We start from the raw sequence: 15505 nt of genomic DNA, 5'->3' as shown, positions 1-15505 counted from the left end.
ATCAGTACTTTACTAAAATTACTCTAACCAAAGCTTAAAGTCCTTAACTTTTTCTCTACTTACGATTATTTCTAGTTGAGGGTTATTGTTTAATTTAATTTGAAGTCTAGAATTCGTGTACGAAATAATGTCTTTTATATAATCTATATTGACAAAGAACTTTCTACTTACCCTAAAAAATACCTGTGGTTTTAACTCAACTTCGAGTTGCTCTAAAGTAGTATCTAACAAATAATCTCGACCGTCTTTAGTAGCAGCATAGGTTCCTTTATTTTCACTGTAGAAACACTCAACATCTTCAGAATTAATGATTTTTATATGTTGCCCTACTTTAGCCGTAAAACGCTTTTTATATTCACGCTCTAAGGGGTTTACCAATAATTTTTTAATATCCTCAAAATCTAAAGCTATCTTAATGGGTTCTGTCATCGATTTAAATCGTGTTTGATATTTATGTACCGCATGCTCTAAATCTTCATCATCTATTGGTTTTAATAGATAATCAATACTATTTAATTTAAAGGCCTGTAAGGCATATTCATCAAAAGCAGTAGTAAATATAATGGCACTATGCACTTCAATAACATCAAATATCTCGAAAGAGAGTCCGTCAGATAATTGAATATCTAAAAAGATAAGGTCAGGATGCTCATTATTCTGAAACCAGTTTATTGCCTCTTCGACCGAATGTAGCATGGTAGATACGTGCAAATCTAAACTCTCTAACATTCTACTTAATCTACGAGCGGCAGGCTTTTCATCTTCAATTATAATGGTCTTCATGGTTTGGTTTTATTCTTTCAGTACGTTATTAATTTCTAGTTGCTATTCGAATTCATATACTTTTTAATTTGGCGTTCTTCCCATATCCTTACGTGTAACGAAAATTCGCCAAGTACTCTTATTCCATGTATAGCAAGTATAACTCCCCAAACTATGGTAGTACCAAATACATTCCAATCTATCCACTCTAAAAATTCAGGATTACCGAGCGCATTTTTATTAATAAGAATAAAAGTGAATTTATGTCTTAATATGAATAGCATGAGGTTTATAATAATAAAAACTATGGCGTGATAGTAAAAACCCCTTATGGAGGCCACCTTTATTTTTGCTCTTTCATATTTAGATAATACACTATTTTTCATCTCTTTACGGTCTTTAAAGTCTTGATTCTGTTTCATATTATCTATACTTATCAGCTTCTTCCTTTTCCTTCTCTACGTATTTCTTTATTTGTCGCTCTTCCCAATCTTTTGAAAAGAACGGACTATAATTAAACACTTTTGCCGCGTGGAAAGCCAAACCTATTCCCCAGAAAAAAGGAGTTGACAGCGTTCCTAAGTTAAAAAATGCCTCGCTGAAAGATTCACCGCTACTCATTCTTGCCATAGTGGTAACCGTGCATATGAAAGCATTCACCAAGATATAAACCAAAAGGTGAATATAGAATCCCTTTAATTCTTTTACTTGCTTTTGTGCTCTAGCTAATTTATCTGATTGTTCAAATTCGTTTAACTCCATGGTTTTGTATTTTCTTCTTGTTTCATAAATTCTTGAATCTTTCGCTCTTCCCAATCTCGGTTCATAAACGGATTCAAGTTAAAGATTTTATTTGCTTTAAAAAATAAGCTGATTCCTAATCCGAATACTACCCACAGAAACCAAGGATACTGCCATTCATTTAGATAATAGTTTATGGAGGCAACAATTACAATGGTAAATAATGCCGATGATACCTTTCCATAAAACACTTTAATTTCGTTTACTCGTTCTTGTGCTTTTACATATTTTTCATTATCCATGATCTTGAGTTTAATAGGTTATTATTCTTGCATGAATTCTTTAATCTTTCTTTCTTCCCAGTTCTTTCCAAATAATGGATTATAACCATATGCACAAAGACCGTTTATCAATAAGCCAAATCCCCAACCTAATGCAGGAAATATTGCCCAAGGAAAATCTGTAGTTCTATAATTAATATAAGCTAGAACCGGTATTACAATGCAATATGCCAAGGCATTTCCATAAAAGCCCTTAATTGCCTGTACCTTTTTTTTAGCCTTTTTATATTTATAATTCTGGTCGTTTGTGAAATTTGATTCCATCTTTAACTGATTTTAGGTTACTACTATTTGATTTCTATACTTCAAATTTCGGTAGATACCTTTAGTTTTAAAAAATTGAACTACCCAGTTGTAACTTTTCATGACTGAATTGTAGGTTTAATTAACTTTTGTATTATTTCAGTGATTTCAACTTGAATTTACGTGTTTCGAGTTGTTCTCGATACCCTACTTTCGTCAGGCAGGCTATTCTGTTATTTCACTTCGGATTACAATTACTCAAATACACTCTTTTTTACGTATTGAATACCATACGCTTTCTTCGCACTTTCAATTTGATCTGCTTCAGTAGTATTAGGATAAAGTAGGTATTTAGGCGCAATAATAGGCTTAGTAGCGGTTACCGTAATTTTTGTTATGGTAGCAAACGGAAATTTACCCTCGGTCAACGATGTCAAAATATTTTCCATTTTAGAGAATTCTGAAGATGATTTCTCAATGATTTCTGCCGTTCCTTTCAGTTGAAAGCCTTTCTGTTTTAAAATGTCAATAAAGCTAATACAGACGTTCTTGTTCTGTTTTATGTTACGAACGGTTTGTGGCGATGCAATATTTGCAACTATAATACTATCGTTTTCAAAATAGCTAAAAATCTCTTTAGGAGAAACATTAGGTATGTTTTCAGCAGATGATGTCGCTAGCCAGCACAACACGCTTGTGCTTAATGAATCTTTAATCTCTGCTGTTAGCTTCATTACTTTTCAGCTTTAAATAACAATTAGAAGTTATCCCTTTCCATGAACTCCCTAATTTTCTTTTCTTCCCAATTCTTACCGAAAAGAGGGTTGTAACCATATGCTTTTAGACCATGGCCCAACAAACCAAACCCCCACCCTAGCGCCGGAAAAATCACCCATGTAAAACTGGTTGTTTTATAATTTATATAGGCCAAAACAGGAATTACAACACAATACGCCACAAGATTACCATAAAACCCTTTAATGGCCTCTACCCTCTCCTTTGCTTTCTCATATCGTTTCGCACTTATATGAGTCTCTTGAGTCTCCCTGAAAGCAATAGCATTAGTTAACATCGGTAAACGTACCTTAAATTCTTTCGCAGTTTTAAAAATTTGCATTTCTTTCTTGGTTAGAATTGCATAGCGCTGGCGTATATTCTGCAAGCCTACACCACTACTTTTCTTAACTACTTGCTTCTCTTGTAAATTATTGGTTACATATAAATAATCATCTTCTTCAAAAATCTTTATATGTAATGGTTTAGAAGCTGTTACTACATTATGCTTAACAGCATTCTCTAATAATAACTGAAGCGATAATGGTACTATTTTAGCCTCAGGATTTAATGCCTTATCAGGAATTTCAAATATAATACTGTCCTCAAACCGCATTTTTAATAGGCGTACATATGTTCGTGCAAACTGAAGTTCTTCATCTACAGAAATTAGATTTTTACTTTTCTGTTCCAACACATACCGATATACTTTAGATAATGACGTGGTAAATTTTTGTGCTTGTATTGGGTCTTCTTCAATTAAACTGGTCAATACATTTAAGCTATTGAATAAAAAATGAGGATCTAGCTGATTCTTTAAAGCATCGAATTTAGCTGAAGCTGAACCAGCTATTATTTTTTGCTCTTTAACCTTGGTGTCTTGTAACGCTTTGTAGAAGTAGAATGCGTGTAGAAATAGCGAGACTATTAAAGTGATTACCAATGCGATTACGTAATACTCCGCTTTTTCTGTGGCGATAAATTTATTAAAATCCATTCCAAAAAGTACCACTTCTGTAAACCACCGTACCACAGCAAATGCGAATATGGTTAAGACAATAGATCCCAAAGCACCATACCATAATCGCTTTTGAGTCTGCTTGTCCCAACTATAAATCTTTGATATATATTGGTTGTAATAGGCATTTACACAAGTAAGTACAAAGGCATAAATAAAGCTAACACCTGTAAATTGAAGTTCTCTATAAAGGGTTATGGTATTCCAATCTGCAAATAACAATCGAAATATCACCATAATTAAAGTGATGACGATACTCGCTCTTAATACCTTTAAAAAACTACCCATGTATTATACCCTTTTATGCGAATTGTTGAATGCTACCTTCTGGTGCTTAAAATTAGCGATTTCCATTAACAACTGTGAAATCAATATTCGAAGGCTAGCTTATCAGCGAATTTGTAGTATTCACTACGGAATAAAAAAAAATACAGTCCGAAATGTCAATTAAGGCATCCGAACTGTATTTCACAATATATAAAGGTTGGTTGTTTTCTATTTTGAAAAAGTAAACTCAGGTAATTTTATAATTTCACCTCCTTTTTCTGCAGATTCATGTGATAATATACCCACACACGTAATGTTTGCAGATTGTTTTGCATTCGGGTAGGGTGATGTGCCCTTTACCAAGCCATCAACAAAGGCATGCACCAAATGTGGATGAGAACCACCATGACCGGCACCTTGGGTAAATGACAAATGCTGATTATCGCCTTCATCGTAAACACCATGAGTTGTAAAGGATTGAATCTCCTTTGGTAATAGTTTTGCAAAATCTGGACTCTCTACTTCTTCGGGAATTTCTGGTTCTGGTTTCTTGGCAGTATGCACTACCAATGGCTTACCTTCTATTAAGGGCCATTCTACCGACTTCTTAGAACCATATACTTCAAAACTTTCTCTGTACTGTCGTGCTACATCGAATAACGAACGATATACTTGGGCACTCAAATCTGAATTTCTGAATTTTATATGGGTGGTTTCAACCGCATAGGGGGAGTTGTATTCTTTAATCAATTCTTCTCGAATAGTACCCGAACCAAAACACGAAACATACTCCGCCTCATCTCTGGTCAGACCAAGTACAGGACCAACACAATGGGTCGCGTAATGCATTGGTGGTAGCCCTGGCCAGTAATTAGGCCATCCGTCCATATCTTGTTGATGACTGGCTTTTAAAAATTGAACCTTACCCAATTCACCATTATCATATAACTCTTTCATATATAGAAACTCCCTAGCATATACTACAGTTTCCATCATCATATACGTAAGTCCGGTTTTCTCGGTAAGTGCTACAATCTGTCTGCATTCATCAACGGTGGTCGCCATAGGTACGGTACAAGCCACATGCTTACCTGCTTTAAGTGCTTGAATAGATTGTTCGCCATGATTGGGAATTGGAGTGTTAATATGCACTGCATCTATCTCATCATCTTTCAACAACTCCTCATAAGAAGTATATCTTTTGGCGATGTCAAATGCATCAGCTATTTCATTTAACTTTTCTTCGTTTCGTTGACAAACAGCAACTAATTCTGCATTAGGGTGCTTTTTATAAATGGGTATAAACTCCGCTCCAAAACCAAGCCCTACGATAGCTACTCTTATTTTCTTCTCGCTCATTATATGCTCTTAATTGTTAAACGTTTGTTTTAAAAATTTTAATCCTTGTTGGGCAAATTCATCTTGACTTTTGGCCATGGTTTTCCAAATACATACCGCTGCGGCCAATTCTTTTATTTCTGGAGTAAAGCTTTCAATTACCAAACCACCACTATAATTTATATCATCAAGACCAAGCTTAAAATCGTTCCAAGGTGTAAGTCCTGTACCAGGTACTCCCCTATGATTTTCAGAAACCTGCACATGAATTAATTTATCGCCAACGGTATTAATGGCATCTCTAATATTCTTTTCTTCGATGGTCATATGAAAACCATCTAATAATACCATTGCCGATGCATGATTGATATCTGTTACCAATCGCATTACATCTTCAGCAGTATTGACCATATCAGATTCAAACCGATTTAATGGTTCTAGCGCAATTGAAAGATCATGTGCATAGGCCATTATACATACTTTATGTAAGTTGGTCACAGCCAAATTCCATTCAGTTTTTCGCTGATCTGGTGATACCATACGCGCCTTACCTACTGCAGAATACATGGGGCCGGCCAAAAAATCTACACCCCAAATATTACAGAGTTCAAAACATTGTTCTAAATAATCAAAACACTGTCTATGTATTTTTGAGTCGTTATGAGTAAGATCTTTACTAGGGCCAAAAGCACCACACACAGAAACCTTTAAATCATTATCTATAAGGGCTTTTTTAATTTCTCTTGCATCTATTAAAAGGGGGTCTTCTACAGGTATTTCTACAAGATCATACCCCAATTTTTTAATCTTCGGAAATAATTCTATGCTTTTACTGGTAAAAGGAGATTGCCACAACCATGTACTTACCCCAAAATCTATTTTATTACTCATTTAATCTCGTGCTAACTCGTTTGAATTTACTTGACAATCATCACCCCTTGCATAATGCGCCAGTGCCCTGGAAACGTACATATAAACGGATACTCACCTGGCGTTGTAGGAGCCTTAAATTTTAAGGTATAGGTATCATTAGGGTTCAGTAATGCTGTTGCAAATAGCACATCACTAGTTTGCGGCACGTAATTAAGGTCTGCCGCATTTGGATTCGCTGCCATTTTATCGGCTGCCATACCTACTAACTCTTTTTTACCTGGTTTGGTAATGACCAAATTATGCTGCATAAAATCTGGATTCTCTAAAACCAATGCTACTTGCTCACCAGCTTTAACCTCAAATTCGGTAACATCAAATTTCATTTCATTGGTGATTGTTTTAATCGTAATCACTTTTGCATTCGAAACTTCGTCGGTTTTTAATTCTGAAGATTCCTCTACTCCATCACCATAATATTTCATTAAAAGTGCCGCTATATCAGAATTTGAGTAGGTTTTCTTTACTTGATTCGTATAATCTTTTTCTACTTTATATTTCCAAATGCCATGTATTCTGATCATTTCTTCTCCAGATTGTACATACAGTTGCCAAAAATTCCCATAAATACCACCTTTACCATCAGCATCTTCTACCCTAACCGCTATGGTATTTTTACCTGCCTTTAATACCCCTACAGGAATATCGTAGTTTCTGTTTGAACTAAAACTCGAAGCCATACTACCTACTTCTACTCCGTTGACATAGGTAATATCAGAATCATCAATAGGGCCTAGCGCTAATACATTGGCTTTATTTGCCATACTTGCTGGTACGGTCACTTCTTTTCTAAACCAAACGACCCCATCAATCTCTAAACCGGCATCTTCCATATATTGAGGAATTTCCATTGTTTCCCAATTGGTGTCATCATACGTATTAGAACTCATATCGCTAACGTCGTCAGATGGTTTTTTGTAATCAGGATTCGCTTTAGTAAATGCATTTAAGTATCCGTCTACATGTTTTGCCGATGCTGCATACAAGGCCTTAAACAACCACAAATCACTTAATACTGCTTCGTTCTTACCAAGGTCATATAAAAGTGAACCAACTTTTTGAGAAGAGGGTCGTTCTGAAAAATATATGAGGGCAGACAATTGCACATTTGGGTCGCGATCGTTTAAGGTGTTCGCTTTAAACAAGGCATCATCTGTATCTTCATTTCTCGGCAACATTTGAATAGCGGCCTTACGTACTGCAGATGCTTTATGGAATAATGCTCCTTTTATAACCCCTAATGCATTGCTATCTGTTTTTAAAGCATCTAGACCTTCAATAATCCAAAGGGCATGCATTGCTGCATTGTTCAAGCCATTACTATCGACGTCTTTTTTATTCACTAATTTGTACAAATCGTTCAGCACATCGGTATCGCCTCTTTCGACTAATAATCTTTGGGCCGTAAGTCTCCAAAACTGATTATCGCTGCTTAATGCTTCAACCAATGCTTCTGGGTCTTCTTTTGTTAATTGTTGTGCTTCATAGGTGTAATCATATTTCGGCACTACACGCCATATTCTACCATGACCTTTATCACGCAACGGATTCACATAGGCATTACCTTCACCATTTTCAGCGTCGTAGCCACCTCGCCCTGCATTAGGGGTCGGATTATGCTGTACTATGAAATTGTACCAATCTGCTACCCAAACCACACCATCTGGACCTGTTTTAGCTTCTACCGGTGAAACCCATTCATCAGACGAGGCAAATAAATTTCCTGCATCTTCTTCTACATACCCGGCTCCATCTTTTACAATTCGTGCTTGGTGTACCAAACCACCTGTTGGCTCACAAACAAATGCAATAGTGTTCCAGTACGAACTTGGGTATGCTCTTGCGGTATAAAAATGGTGACCAGCTGCTGCAGTAAATCCTCCAAAGACATCTACCTGTCTAACATTCGGAGTAATAGCCTGCATAGCATAATGACCATCAATTTTCGCACTACCATCAGTACCTATACCCTTTACATTTTCAAAATTAGCATTCGGTATACCTACAAATACACTATGGGTATTATTAGCGGTGGATGCAAAAATGGAATTATCCTCTGTTAGCCCTAATCCCCATGTATTGTTACTGGTATTCGTCAACACTTCAAATGTTTTACGCTTCAGATTAAATCGATATACATTCTGATTGAACTTAAAATCTTGACCAAATATGTTTCCTTCAAAGCCAGAGTATCCTACAACGCCGTACAAATTATTATCGATACCATATTGAAGATTAGATGGCCCTGCATGGGTATCAAACGTACCCCAGCCATCGATAAGAATCTCTTTTACATCTGCCTTATCATCGCCATTGGTATCCTTTAGAAAAATAAAATGCGGCGCTTGAGAAACCACGATACCACCGTCATAAAAGACAAAACTTGTAGGTATGTTCAATTTATCAGCGAAGATGGTAACCTTATCAGCCTTACCATCACCATCGGTATCTTCTAAAATCTTTACCCTATCATCACCTATACTATTATCGTTACGAACCGTATTGGGGTAATCGACAGTTTCTATAACCCAAAGCCTACCTTTTTCATCCCAATTCATAGCAATGGGGTTTATAATATCGGGTTCAGAAGCAAACAATTCTACATCAAAACCTGCCGGTACTTGTATTAGTTTTTTAGACTCCTCTGGCGATAATGGCAATTGATATTTTGGTGCCGGATCTCGTTTTTCATAGTTCGGTATATTCGCGCGCTCTTCATATTTTAAGGTTGGCATATCTACCATAAACGCTTCCCAGTTCTTTTTCACCTGGTCGTCTACTGCCCAAAGAATTCCTGATTTCACCAACTCTTGAAAGCCTTTGTTCTCCCACGTACGTTCGTCATGCCCATATGCCGTGTAAAAAACTTTTCCTTCCCCAACTTCCTTTACCCAGGTCCAAGGTTCTCTATGGTCACCTTCTACACGTTCCATTAAAACGGTGATATCATCTGCTATCTTATCATGCACATAGGTTTCGTCCCACGTTTCAAAAGGTTTTAAATTTTTGGTAATAGGATGTTCTATGTTTGTGATTTCTGCTGTGAAGGTTCCGGTTTCGTGACTCATAAATTGAGCTCCAACCAAATCTATATACTCGGGCGAATTCTTAAAACAGAAACTTGCAGAGTGTATAGGAATAAATGCCTTTCCCTTTTTTACAAAATTCAGCAATGCGGTTTCCTCCGACTCAGTAATTTCTTCATGATTGGCATAAACAATAAGACCGTCATACAAGGCTAAATTATCTGAATTCAAATCAGATGGCTTTTCAGTGTATGTTATATTAATACCGTCTTTAGTTAATGCAGAGGCTAAAATGGGAAAGTATGCCCTTGAATTATGGTGTTCAATTTCATGCCCTAAAAACAATAATTCTATTCTACGAGGTGCATCGTCTAAACGTTCCTTTTTAGCTGGCGAACAAGCTGCAAAAAGAAGAACGATAAGGGTTATTTTGATAAATGATTGGCTGAGTTTCATAAAGAGCTTTGTTTTCTACTCTCAATATTACTAAAAATAGTACCTTAAAATTTACTCTCACTTATCACATACTGACTGTATTTTATCATTTGATTGCATAATATTGTCAATAATTGATAAATTAGTGTGCAATTGGTTTTTAAAACCAGAATAAAACTCGATAACCCATCATGAAATCTGCGCTTCAAAAATCACCTATACCAGAAAATAGAGCCTATTTGGCCCGGTCTTTAAACGAACCTGTATTTGACCCTCATTGGCATTTTCATTCTGAGCATCAATTATTTCTAGTACAAAAAGGTAGTGGCACCCGTTTTATAGGTGATAGTGTAAAGCCTTTTAAAGCGGGAGACATCACTTTTACCGGTCCTAATTTACCGCACATGTGGCGTAGTGAGAATGAGCAAGAACAGGAAAAGAATATTGCATGGTCTGAAGGGGTCGTTATTTATTTTCACGAAGATTTTCTAGGCGAAAACCTTTTGCATAAAGATGAGGCTATACGGTTGCGGCAGGTTTTTCATAAGAGCCTTAGAGGAATGGAATTTACTGAGCAAACAGCTCTAACACTAAAAGAACAGATGTTAGACCTTATTCATATGGATGGGTTTGAAGGTATTCTTCAATTACTTAAAATATTAGATTTCATAAGCCGAACAAAAGAATATACGTTGTTGGCAAGCCCTGGTTATACCAATACGCTGCGGGAAGCTGATACAGAACGTATGTTTAAGGTGTATGCTTACGTTATGAAGAATTTTAAAAGGAAAATGGCGCTATCAGATTTGGCTCAATTGACGAATATGACGCCGACCTCTTTTAGTCGTTATTTTAAATTGCACGCGAATAAATCGTTTTCTGAGTTTGTAAGCGAAATACGCATTGGTCATGCCTGTAAATTACTCATAGAGCAAAAGATGAATGTCTCACAAGCTTGTTACGAAAGCGGATTTCAAACCCTATCTAATTTCAATAAACAGTTTAAGACCATTACCGAGCACACTCCCCTAGCCTATAAAAAAGAATACGAGGTGTATTAAAAAATACTTGTTAGTATGACAGTGTGAAAAATTAATGTTTCATATATGGCTGCCAAGTAACCAAAACGTATTTGTCTTTGCCGCTATTAATCTTGCTCAAAAAACCGTACTCATAAACAAATAAATAAACCTCACCTTTTTTATTCTTCCAATAATGCGTGAAAAAATTAGGGTCGAATCCTTGGGAAATCAGTTCGGAGCTTCTAATTGTAGTGAAACCTGATTTGTTAAATCTCCTTAACAATTTTCTATTGATTTTCAATTGTCTATCCACTTTCAGGAAAAAAGCCTCGGTTTCTTGACGTTGTTCGTACTGATGTATCGATTTACATTTTACGGAACAGTATTTCTTATCAGATCTTCCTTTAACCTCAGTACCACAAACAGGGCAGTTTTTAGCATCAATCATTTCTAACAGTATATTATACAGTTAATATACTACTTAGTAATTGAAACATGGCTAAACTTGTATATGAATACTTTAAAATCCATAACCCTGTATCATTTGATGATTAAAGACGTAAAGATGATTGGTATCAAATTCACGCCAGATAAGTTGATACAGAACTTAATTAAAGGACTCCCTGACCCTAAATGGAGTCAACAATATAATATGGCTTATATACCCAATACTAAAGCGAACTTGAGTATTGTGTTTAATACCTTCAAAGGCGTGGTATGGATAAATTACAATCGCTTTTTAAGCAACAAACCTGTAAACACTAGTAATGAAACGGTTGATGTACAATGGTTTAGAAAAAGAAAGACTGTACCAGAATACCGACTTTGCCCCGAAGAGTTTTTATTAAAACTAGAATTAAGACGCTATGCGAACAGTACCGTTAAAACTTATGTTACTTTTTTTGAACTATTTATAAATTTCCACAAGGATAAAGAATTAAAGGCGCTAGACGAAAACGACATTCGGGTTTTTCTTCAGCATCTTATTCAAAAGAAACATTCAAACTCCTATGTCAATCAAGCTATCAATGCGATAAAATTTTATTATGAAGTTGTTTTGGGCATGCCCAACCGTTTTTATGAAATAGAACGACCACGAAAAGAATCTAAATTACCCAAGGTGATCTCAAAGGAAGAAATACTTTCAATCATTGAAAACACCAATAATATCAAACATAGGTGTATTGTACAACTACTATATGGTTCAGGTTTGCGACGAAGTGAACTTTTAAACTTAAAATTACACGATATAGACAGCAAAAGGATGCTAGTACGTGTTGTAGGTTCAAAAGGAAATAAAGATAGGCTAACTTTATTGTCCAAAACGGCCCTTAACGATTTAAGGAAGTACTACACTAAATATGAACCTCATATATATTTATTTGAAGGTAAGAAAGGAATTAAATATAGTGGTGCAAGTGTTTTGAAGATTGTAAAGACTGCAGCCGAAAAGGCACGAATACGTACAACAGTTACACCGCATGTATTACGACATAGTTTTGCAACACACTTATTGGAATCAGGCACAGATTTAAGGCAAATACAAGTGCTTTTAGGGCATGGCTCAACAAAAACAACTGAAATTTACACCCATGTTGCCACAAATACTTTTGAAAGCATTAAAAATCCCTTAGATTAGTAATACTAAAAATGGAATAAACGTACCAAGGTACGTTTAGCCAATTGTTACCTGCAAGGCAAAAAAACGATACGACAATGAAAAGTCTAATTTTTACAGTACTATTTTTTCTTTCATACTTATCTGTACTAGGGCAAAATGGAATTAAGAATGGGAAATTGTTCATACTGAAACAAGACCAAAAGACCATTTCAATAAACTCATTTGAAGACAATGGAATAAAGCAGATAAAGACATTCACGATTTCTGAAAAATCTATCTACACGACAGACCAAAAAGAAAGAGTTGTAATTCTTGATACTGTAAAAAACAATATCTCACTAATTAATACGAAAACTGAAAGTAAAAGTGAGTTAAAAATTCCATTCGACTTAAAACCAAAGACTATTTTATTAAATGACGAAAACCTTTTTATTGGTGGAGAAATGGGAAAAGAAATGCTCGTTCAATATAATATACAAAGTCAAAAATGGTATAAGCTTGAAATACCCATTGAAGTTTTGTTCCCAGGAAAGGCAATTGATGACTTAGTTATTAATGACAGCTTACTCATTGCAATTGACAATATTGTTATGCCAAAGTATGTTTTGTTTTACAAACTAAGTTCAAACGAGAAACTTATCTTATCACATTTCAAAGAACTCAAATCAAATGGAGCTTACGAAAGTATTTATCAGGGTCGTATAACTGATAACTACATTGGTCTAATTTCAGGAACTTATAGTGGCTATGTTGGAGCTACTGAACATATAACAGTATATGACAATTTGAACCTTAAAAATAGCTTTGCATTGTCCTCTAATGCACAAAAAAAGGACTATCATACATTCATGGATTTTGTGATTATAGGAGACAAAATAGCAATAGCTAGCAAGGAAAAAGGATTTGGACTCTTTCAAATCAAAAACTCTTACTTTAAAGAATCGGATGAATATAGAAATAGTGGTTTCAACTCAACAGTGAATACTTCGAAAATAAAGTATGCAGAGATTAAGAACGAAACGATTATTAAAATAACAATTGTCCCAAACACAAATAAAATTGTCTTGACCATTGAAAATACGAAAGGGAAAATTAGACACGAAATAAGAGAAATTTAAAAAACCCAGCAGGTAACAATGTATATAAAAAATAGGCGAAAAAGTAATGAATTCAAGGACTTTGGCTCGAATCAAATTTGGTGCTTAACCGAAAGTTTCGTGCTTCGAAATCGCCTACTTTTCATATACTAAACGTTAGCCTTTATTAAAACAAACCACTAACAAATGATAAAATTCTTTAGAAAAATTAGACAAAAAATGCTGACTGAAAACAAGTTTAGCAAATATCTACTTTATGCTATTGGAGAAATTGCGTTAGTGATGATTGGCATCATACTGGCTTTACAAGTAAATAATCAAAACGAAATTAGAAAATTAAATAACTTATATAAAACATATGAAGTTAATATCATTTCAGAATTAAAAACTGATCTATTAAAACTAAACGAAATGGATAGCCTTGGTAAAGTTAGGACCGTGACCATTGAAAATTATGTGGATTACTTTAATACAGACAAATTAGACACGAATATTCTAAAGTCTAAAGCTGACAGTCTTCGTTTGAACCTGAATTTCTTCGGTACGTCTACATACACTATTCAAGATTTACTTTCAACTGGAAATCTGAAATTATTTCCATCTCACAAAAGAAATGCTCTTTTAAAATATAAGAATTTTGCTGACAAAATTACTGTTGCCGAATTTAAAAGCCTTGAACAAGTTGATGAAGTAACTTTAGATTTTAGAAAGGAAATTGATTTATTATTTTCATTTAACTATACTCAAAAGGAGCATACAGAGGTTAAAAATTGGGAATACAATATTGATTCACCACAAATGAGAATGCGTAACAATTCTCTATCTTATTATTTAAAATTATATCAAAGGCAAGAACGAATTTACGAAAGCATAAGAAAAGAAACCATAAAACTCATAGAAATATTAGAAAACAATAACAAAGGCTAACACAGTGTATAATTAATTGCTTTGGCAAGTGCTCATTTGGAAAATTCCTTCGGAATTTTCTCTGGCAAGTATTTGTTTACTAAATTAGTTGCTAAACCACGCAACTAACCATACACAAACTCGTTGTGTGTAATTTGACCAAACCGACAGAAATTTAATGAACGAAATAACTTTACCATATCATTTAATAATTCCATCAATAATTTCAATTTTGATTTTAGGAATAATATTCTTGAAAAGAAAGCGAATATTTGGAATCGGAAAACTGAAATGGTTTTGGATAAGTTTGACAGTTTTCTTTCTATTTTACTTATTTATTGTTGGAGGAGCAACTTATGATGACATTTATGCTCAATGGAATACGAATAAGTTTGACTTAAATCAAGACGGATTTTTTAGCGGAAATGAAATCACGCCTGAACAGCAAGAAGCAATGAGAAATCTGACAAGTGATACTGGAAGAAATTTTTCATTTATAACTGGACTAATTTTTTCAGGAATTATTGCGCTCTTTGTTTTCGGAATCGGAAAAATAACTGAATTAATAAAAAAGAAAAAAACTACACACAACAAAGAACTGAGGTAAAAAACAAGTAAATTCTTCCTTAATCTGAGACAATACTATTCCAGGCTCATAGATAGATTCAATAACTTGATTCTTTGAGCTTTTTTTATTCGATCTATCTTCTATTTATCTAGGCAATATTGAAACGTAAGTTTCATCATATGGTCTTCCAGATTTTGCAATAGCAAAAGACTGTTTGAGTAGTTTGTTAGCTACAGCAATCAATGCAAGCTTCTTACTCTTTCCTTTATTCACTATTCGCTCATAAACTTCCTTGCAAGCCTTGTTGTGCTTACAAGCATTAAAGGAACATAGAAATAAAAGATTCCGAAGCTTTCTATTACCGACCTTACTTATTCGTGCACGACCTCTTACGCTGCTCCCTGACTCACGTATCG

At 34.8% G+C, this 15505-nt stretch carries 17 protein-coding genes; 5 read left to right on the top strand and 12 right to left on the bottom strand.

The genetic code is table 11. The features are described 5' to 3' along the window. Positions 1–18 precede the first annotated feature (18 nt). The 10 genes from B5X55_RS15855 to B5X55_RS15810 form a co-directional block, all read right to left on the bottom strand. Positions 19–783 (bottom strand): LytR/AlgR family response regulator transcription factor, encoded by a 765-nt coding sequence (locus tag B5X55_RS15855; protein WP_079513678.1) that lies wholly within the window; start codon positions 781–783, stop codon positions 19–21. A gap of 35 nt (positions 784–818) precedes the next feature. Beyond that, positions 819–1184: a 2TM domain-containing protein gene (locus tag B5X55_RS15850; RefSeq protein ID WP_079513676.1), complete on the bottom strand. Its 366-nt coding sequence runs from the start codon at positions 1182–1184 to the stop codon at positions 819–821. A gap of 1 nt (position 1185) precedes the next feature. After that, complete coding sequence (locus tag B5X55_RS15845) at positions 1186–1524, bottom strand: 2TM domain-containing protein (RefSeq protein ID WP_079513674.1); 339 nt, start codon at positions 1522–1524, stop codon at positions 1186–1188. Next, the gene (locus tag B5X55_RS15840; protein ID WP_079513672.1) at positions 1515–1805 is read right to left on the bottom strand and encodes a 2TM domain-containing protein; all 291 of its coding nucleotides are present in this window, start codon (positions 1803–1805) and stop codon (positions 1515–1517) included. Before B5X55_RS15840 ends, B5X55_RS15845 begins: the two co-directional genes overlap by 10 nt. 21 nt (positions 1806–1826) lie before the next feature. Next, entirely contained in the window at positions 1827–2108 is a 282-nt protein-coding gene (locus B5X55_RS15835; RefSeq protein ID WP_079513670.1) for a 2TM domain-containing protein, read from the bottom strand. A 233-nt stretch (positions 2109–2341) separates the two neighbouring features. Further along, complete coding sequence (locus B5X55_RS15830; RefSeq protein WP_079513668.1) at positions 2342–2821, bottom strand: pyridoxamine 5'-phosphate oxidase family protein; 480 nt, start codon at positions 2819–2821, stop codon at positions 2342–2344. A gap of 23 nt (positions 2822–2844) precedes the next feature. Continuing rightward, a complete protein-coding gene (locus tag B5X55_RS15825; RefSeq protein ID WP_079513666.1) occupies positions 2845–4167 on the bottom strand; it encodes a 2TM domain-containing protein in 1323 nt (440 codons plus the stop codon). 207 nt (positions 4168–4374) lie between these two features. After that, positions 4375–5505 (bottom strand): Gfo/Idh/MocA family oxidoreductase, encoded by a 1131-nt coding sequence (locus tag B5X55_RS15820; protein ID WP_079513664.1) that lies wholly within the window; start codon positions 5503–5505, stop codon positions 4375–4377. Positions 5506–5514: 9 nt separating this feature from the next. After that, positions 5515–6375, bottom strand: a complete 861-nt coding sequence (locus B5X55_RS15815; protein ID WP_079513662.1) for a sugar phosphate isomerase/epimerase family protein — start codon at positions 6373–6375, stop codon at positions 5515–5517. A gap of 26 nt (positions 6376–6401) precedes the next feature. After that, positions 6402–9896 carry a PVC-type heme-binding CxxCH protein gene (locus tag B5X55_RS15810; protein ID WP_079513660.1) on the bottom strand — a complete coding sequence of 1165 codons (3495 nt, stop codon included), beginning with the start codon at positions 9894–9896 and terminating at the stop codon, positions 6402–6404. 170 nt (positions 9897–10066) lie between these two features. On the opposite strand from B5X55_RS15810, the gene B5X55_RS15805 reads away from it, so the two are divergent. Further along, on the top strand, positions 10067–10936 hold the full coding sequence (locus B5X55_RS15805; RefSeq protein WP_079513659.1) for an AraC family transcriptional regulator: 870 nt from the start codon (positions 10067–10069) through the stop codon (positions 10934–10936). Between the two features lie 31 nt (positions 10937–10967). Here the strand turns inward: B5X55_RS15805 and B5X55_RS15800 are convergent, their stop codons facing one another. After that, entirely contained in the window at positions 10968–11345 is a 378-nt protein-coding gene (locus B5X55_RS15800) for a hypothetical protein (protein ID WP_079513656.1), read from the bottom strand. Positions 11346–11408: 63 nt separating this feature from the next. Here B5X55_RS15800 and xerA point away from each other — a divergent pair, with 63 nt between their 5' ends. The 4 genes from xerA to B5X55_RS15780 all read left to right on the top strand — a co-directional run bounded on the left by xerA (position 11409) and on the right by B5X55_RS15780 (position 15128). Continuing rightward, on the top strand, positions 11409–12536 hold the full coding sequence (gene xerA, locus B5X55_RS15795) for a site-specific tyrosine recombinase/integron integrase (RefSeq protein ID WP_234999763.1): 1128 nt from the start codon (positions 11409–11411) through the stop codon (positions 12534–12536). 77 nt (positions 12537–12613) lie between these two features. Then, a complete protein-coding gene (locus tag B5X55_RS15790) occupies positions 12614–13636 on the top strand; it encodes a hypothetical protein (RefSeq protein WP_079513654.1) in 1023 nt (340 codons plus the stop codon). Between the two features lie 165 nt (positions 13637–13801). Further along, entirely contained in the window at positions 13802–14542 is a 741-nt protein-coding gene (locus B5X55_RS15785; RefSeq protein WP_079513652.1) for a hypothetical protein, read from the top strand. A 157-nt stretch (positions 14543–14699) separates the two neighbouring features. Continuing rightward, complete coding sequence (locus tag B5X55_RS15780; protein ID WP_079513650.1) at positions 14700–15128, top strand: hypothetical protein; 429 nt, start codon at positions 14700–14702, stop codon at positions 15126–15128. A gap of 105 nt (positions 15129–15233) precedes the next feature. On the opposite strand, the gene B5X55_RS15775 is transcribed toward B5X55_RS15780, so the two are convergent. Then, positions 15234–15505, bottom strand: a 272-nt coding sequence (locus B5X55_RS15775; RefSeq protein WP_143814519.1) for a transposase, incomplete at its 5' end; no start/stop codon positions are given.

The sequence above is a fragment of the Maribacter arcticus genome, assembly GCF_900167935.1.
Taxonomy (GTDB): domain Bacteria; phylum Bacteroidota; class Bacteroidia; order Flavobacteriales; family Flavobacteriaceae; genus Maribacter; species Maribacter arcticus.
This window is presented reverse-complemented; position numbering and strand designations above follow the sequence as displayed.

What these genes read in the sequence shown, in the direction of transcription:
- B5X55_RS15855 (WP_079513678.1), bottom strand. Translation starts at nt 783, where the DNA reads ATGAAGACCATTATAATTGAAGATGAAAAGCCTGCCGCTCGTAGATTA.
- B5X55_RS15850 (WP_079513676.1), bottom strand. Translation starts at nt 1,184, where the DNA reads ATGAAACAGAATCAAGACTTTAAAGACCGTAAAGAGATGAAAAATAGT.
- B5X55_RS15845 (WP_079513674.1), bottom strand. Translation starts at nt 1,524, where the DNA reads ATGGAGTTAAACGAATTTGAACAATCAGATAAATTAGCTAGAGCACAA.
- B5X55_RS15840 (WP_079513672.1), bottom strand. Translation starts at nt 1,805, where the DNA reads ATGGATAATGAAAAATATGTAAAAGCACAAGAACGAGTAAACGAAATT.
- B5X55_RS15835 (WP_079513670.1), bottom strand. Translation starts at nt 2,108, where the DNA reads ATGGAATCAAATTTCACAAACGACCAGAATTATAAATATAAAAAGGCT.
- B5X55_RS15830 (WP_079513668.1), bottom strand. Translation starts at nt 2,821, where the DNA reads ATGAAGCTAACAGCAGAGATTAAAGATTCATTAAGCACAAGCGTGTTG.
- B5X55_RS15825 (WP_079513666.1), bottom strand. Translation starts at nt 4,167, where the DNA reads ATGGGTAGTTTTTTAAAGGTATTAAGAGCGAGTATCGTCATCACTTTA.
- B5X55_RS15820 (WP_079513664.1), bottom strand. Translation starts at nt 5,505, where the DNA reads ATGAGCGAGAAGAAAATAAGAGTAGCTATCGTAGGGCTTGGTTTTGGA.
- B5X55_RS15815 (WP_079513662.1), bottom strand. Translation starts at nt 6,375, where the DNA reads ATGAGTAATAAAATAGATTTTGGGGTAAGTACATGGTTGTGGCAATCT.
- B5X55_RS15810 (WP_079513660.1), bottom strand. Translation starts at nt 9,896, where the DNA reads ATGAAACTCAGCCAATCATTTATCAAAATAACCCTTATCGTTCTTCTT.
- B5X55_RS15805 (WP_079513659.1), top strand. Translation starts at nt 10,067, where the DNA reads ATGAAATCTGCGCTTCAAAAATCACCTATACCAGAAAATAGAGCCTAT.
- B5X55_RS15800 (WP_079513656.1), bottom strand. Translation starts at nt 11,345, where the DNA reads ATGATTGATGCTAAAAACTGCCCTGTTTGTGGTACTGAGGTTAAAGGA.
- xerA (WP_234999763.1), top strand. Translation starts at nt 11,409, where the DNA reads ATGAATACTTTAAAATCCATAACCCTGTATCATTTGATGATTAAAGAC.
- B5X55_RS15790 (WP_079513654.1), top strand. Translation starts at nt 12,614, where the DNA reads ATGAAAAGTCTAATTTTTACAGTACTATTTTTTCTTTCATACTTATCT.
- B5X55_RS15785 (WP_079513652.1), top strand. Translation starts at nt 13,802, where the DNA reads ATGATAAAATTCTTTAGAAAAATTAGACAAAAAATGCTGACTGAAAAC.
- B5X55_RS15780 (WP_079513650.1), top strand. Translation starts at nt 14,700, where the DNA reads ATGAACGAAATAACTTTACCATATCATTTAATAATTCCATCAATAATT.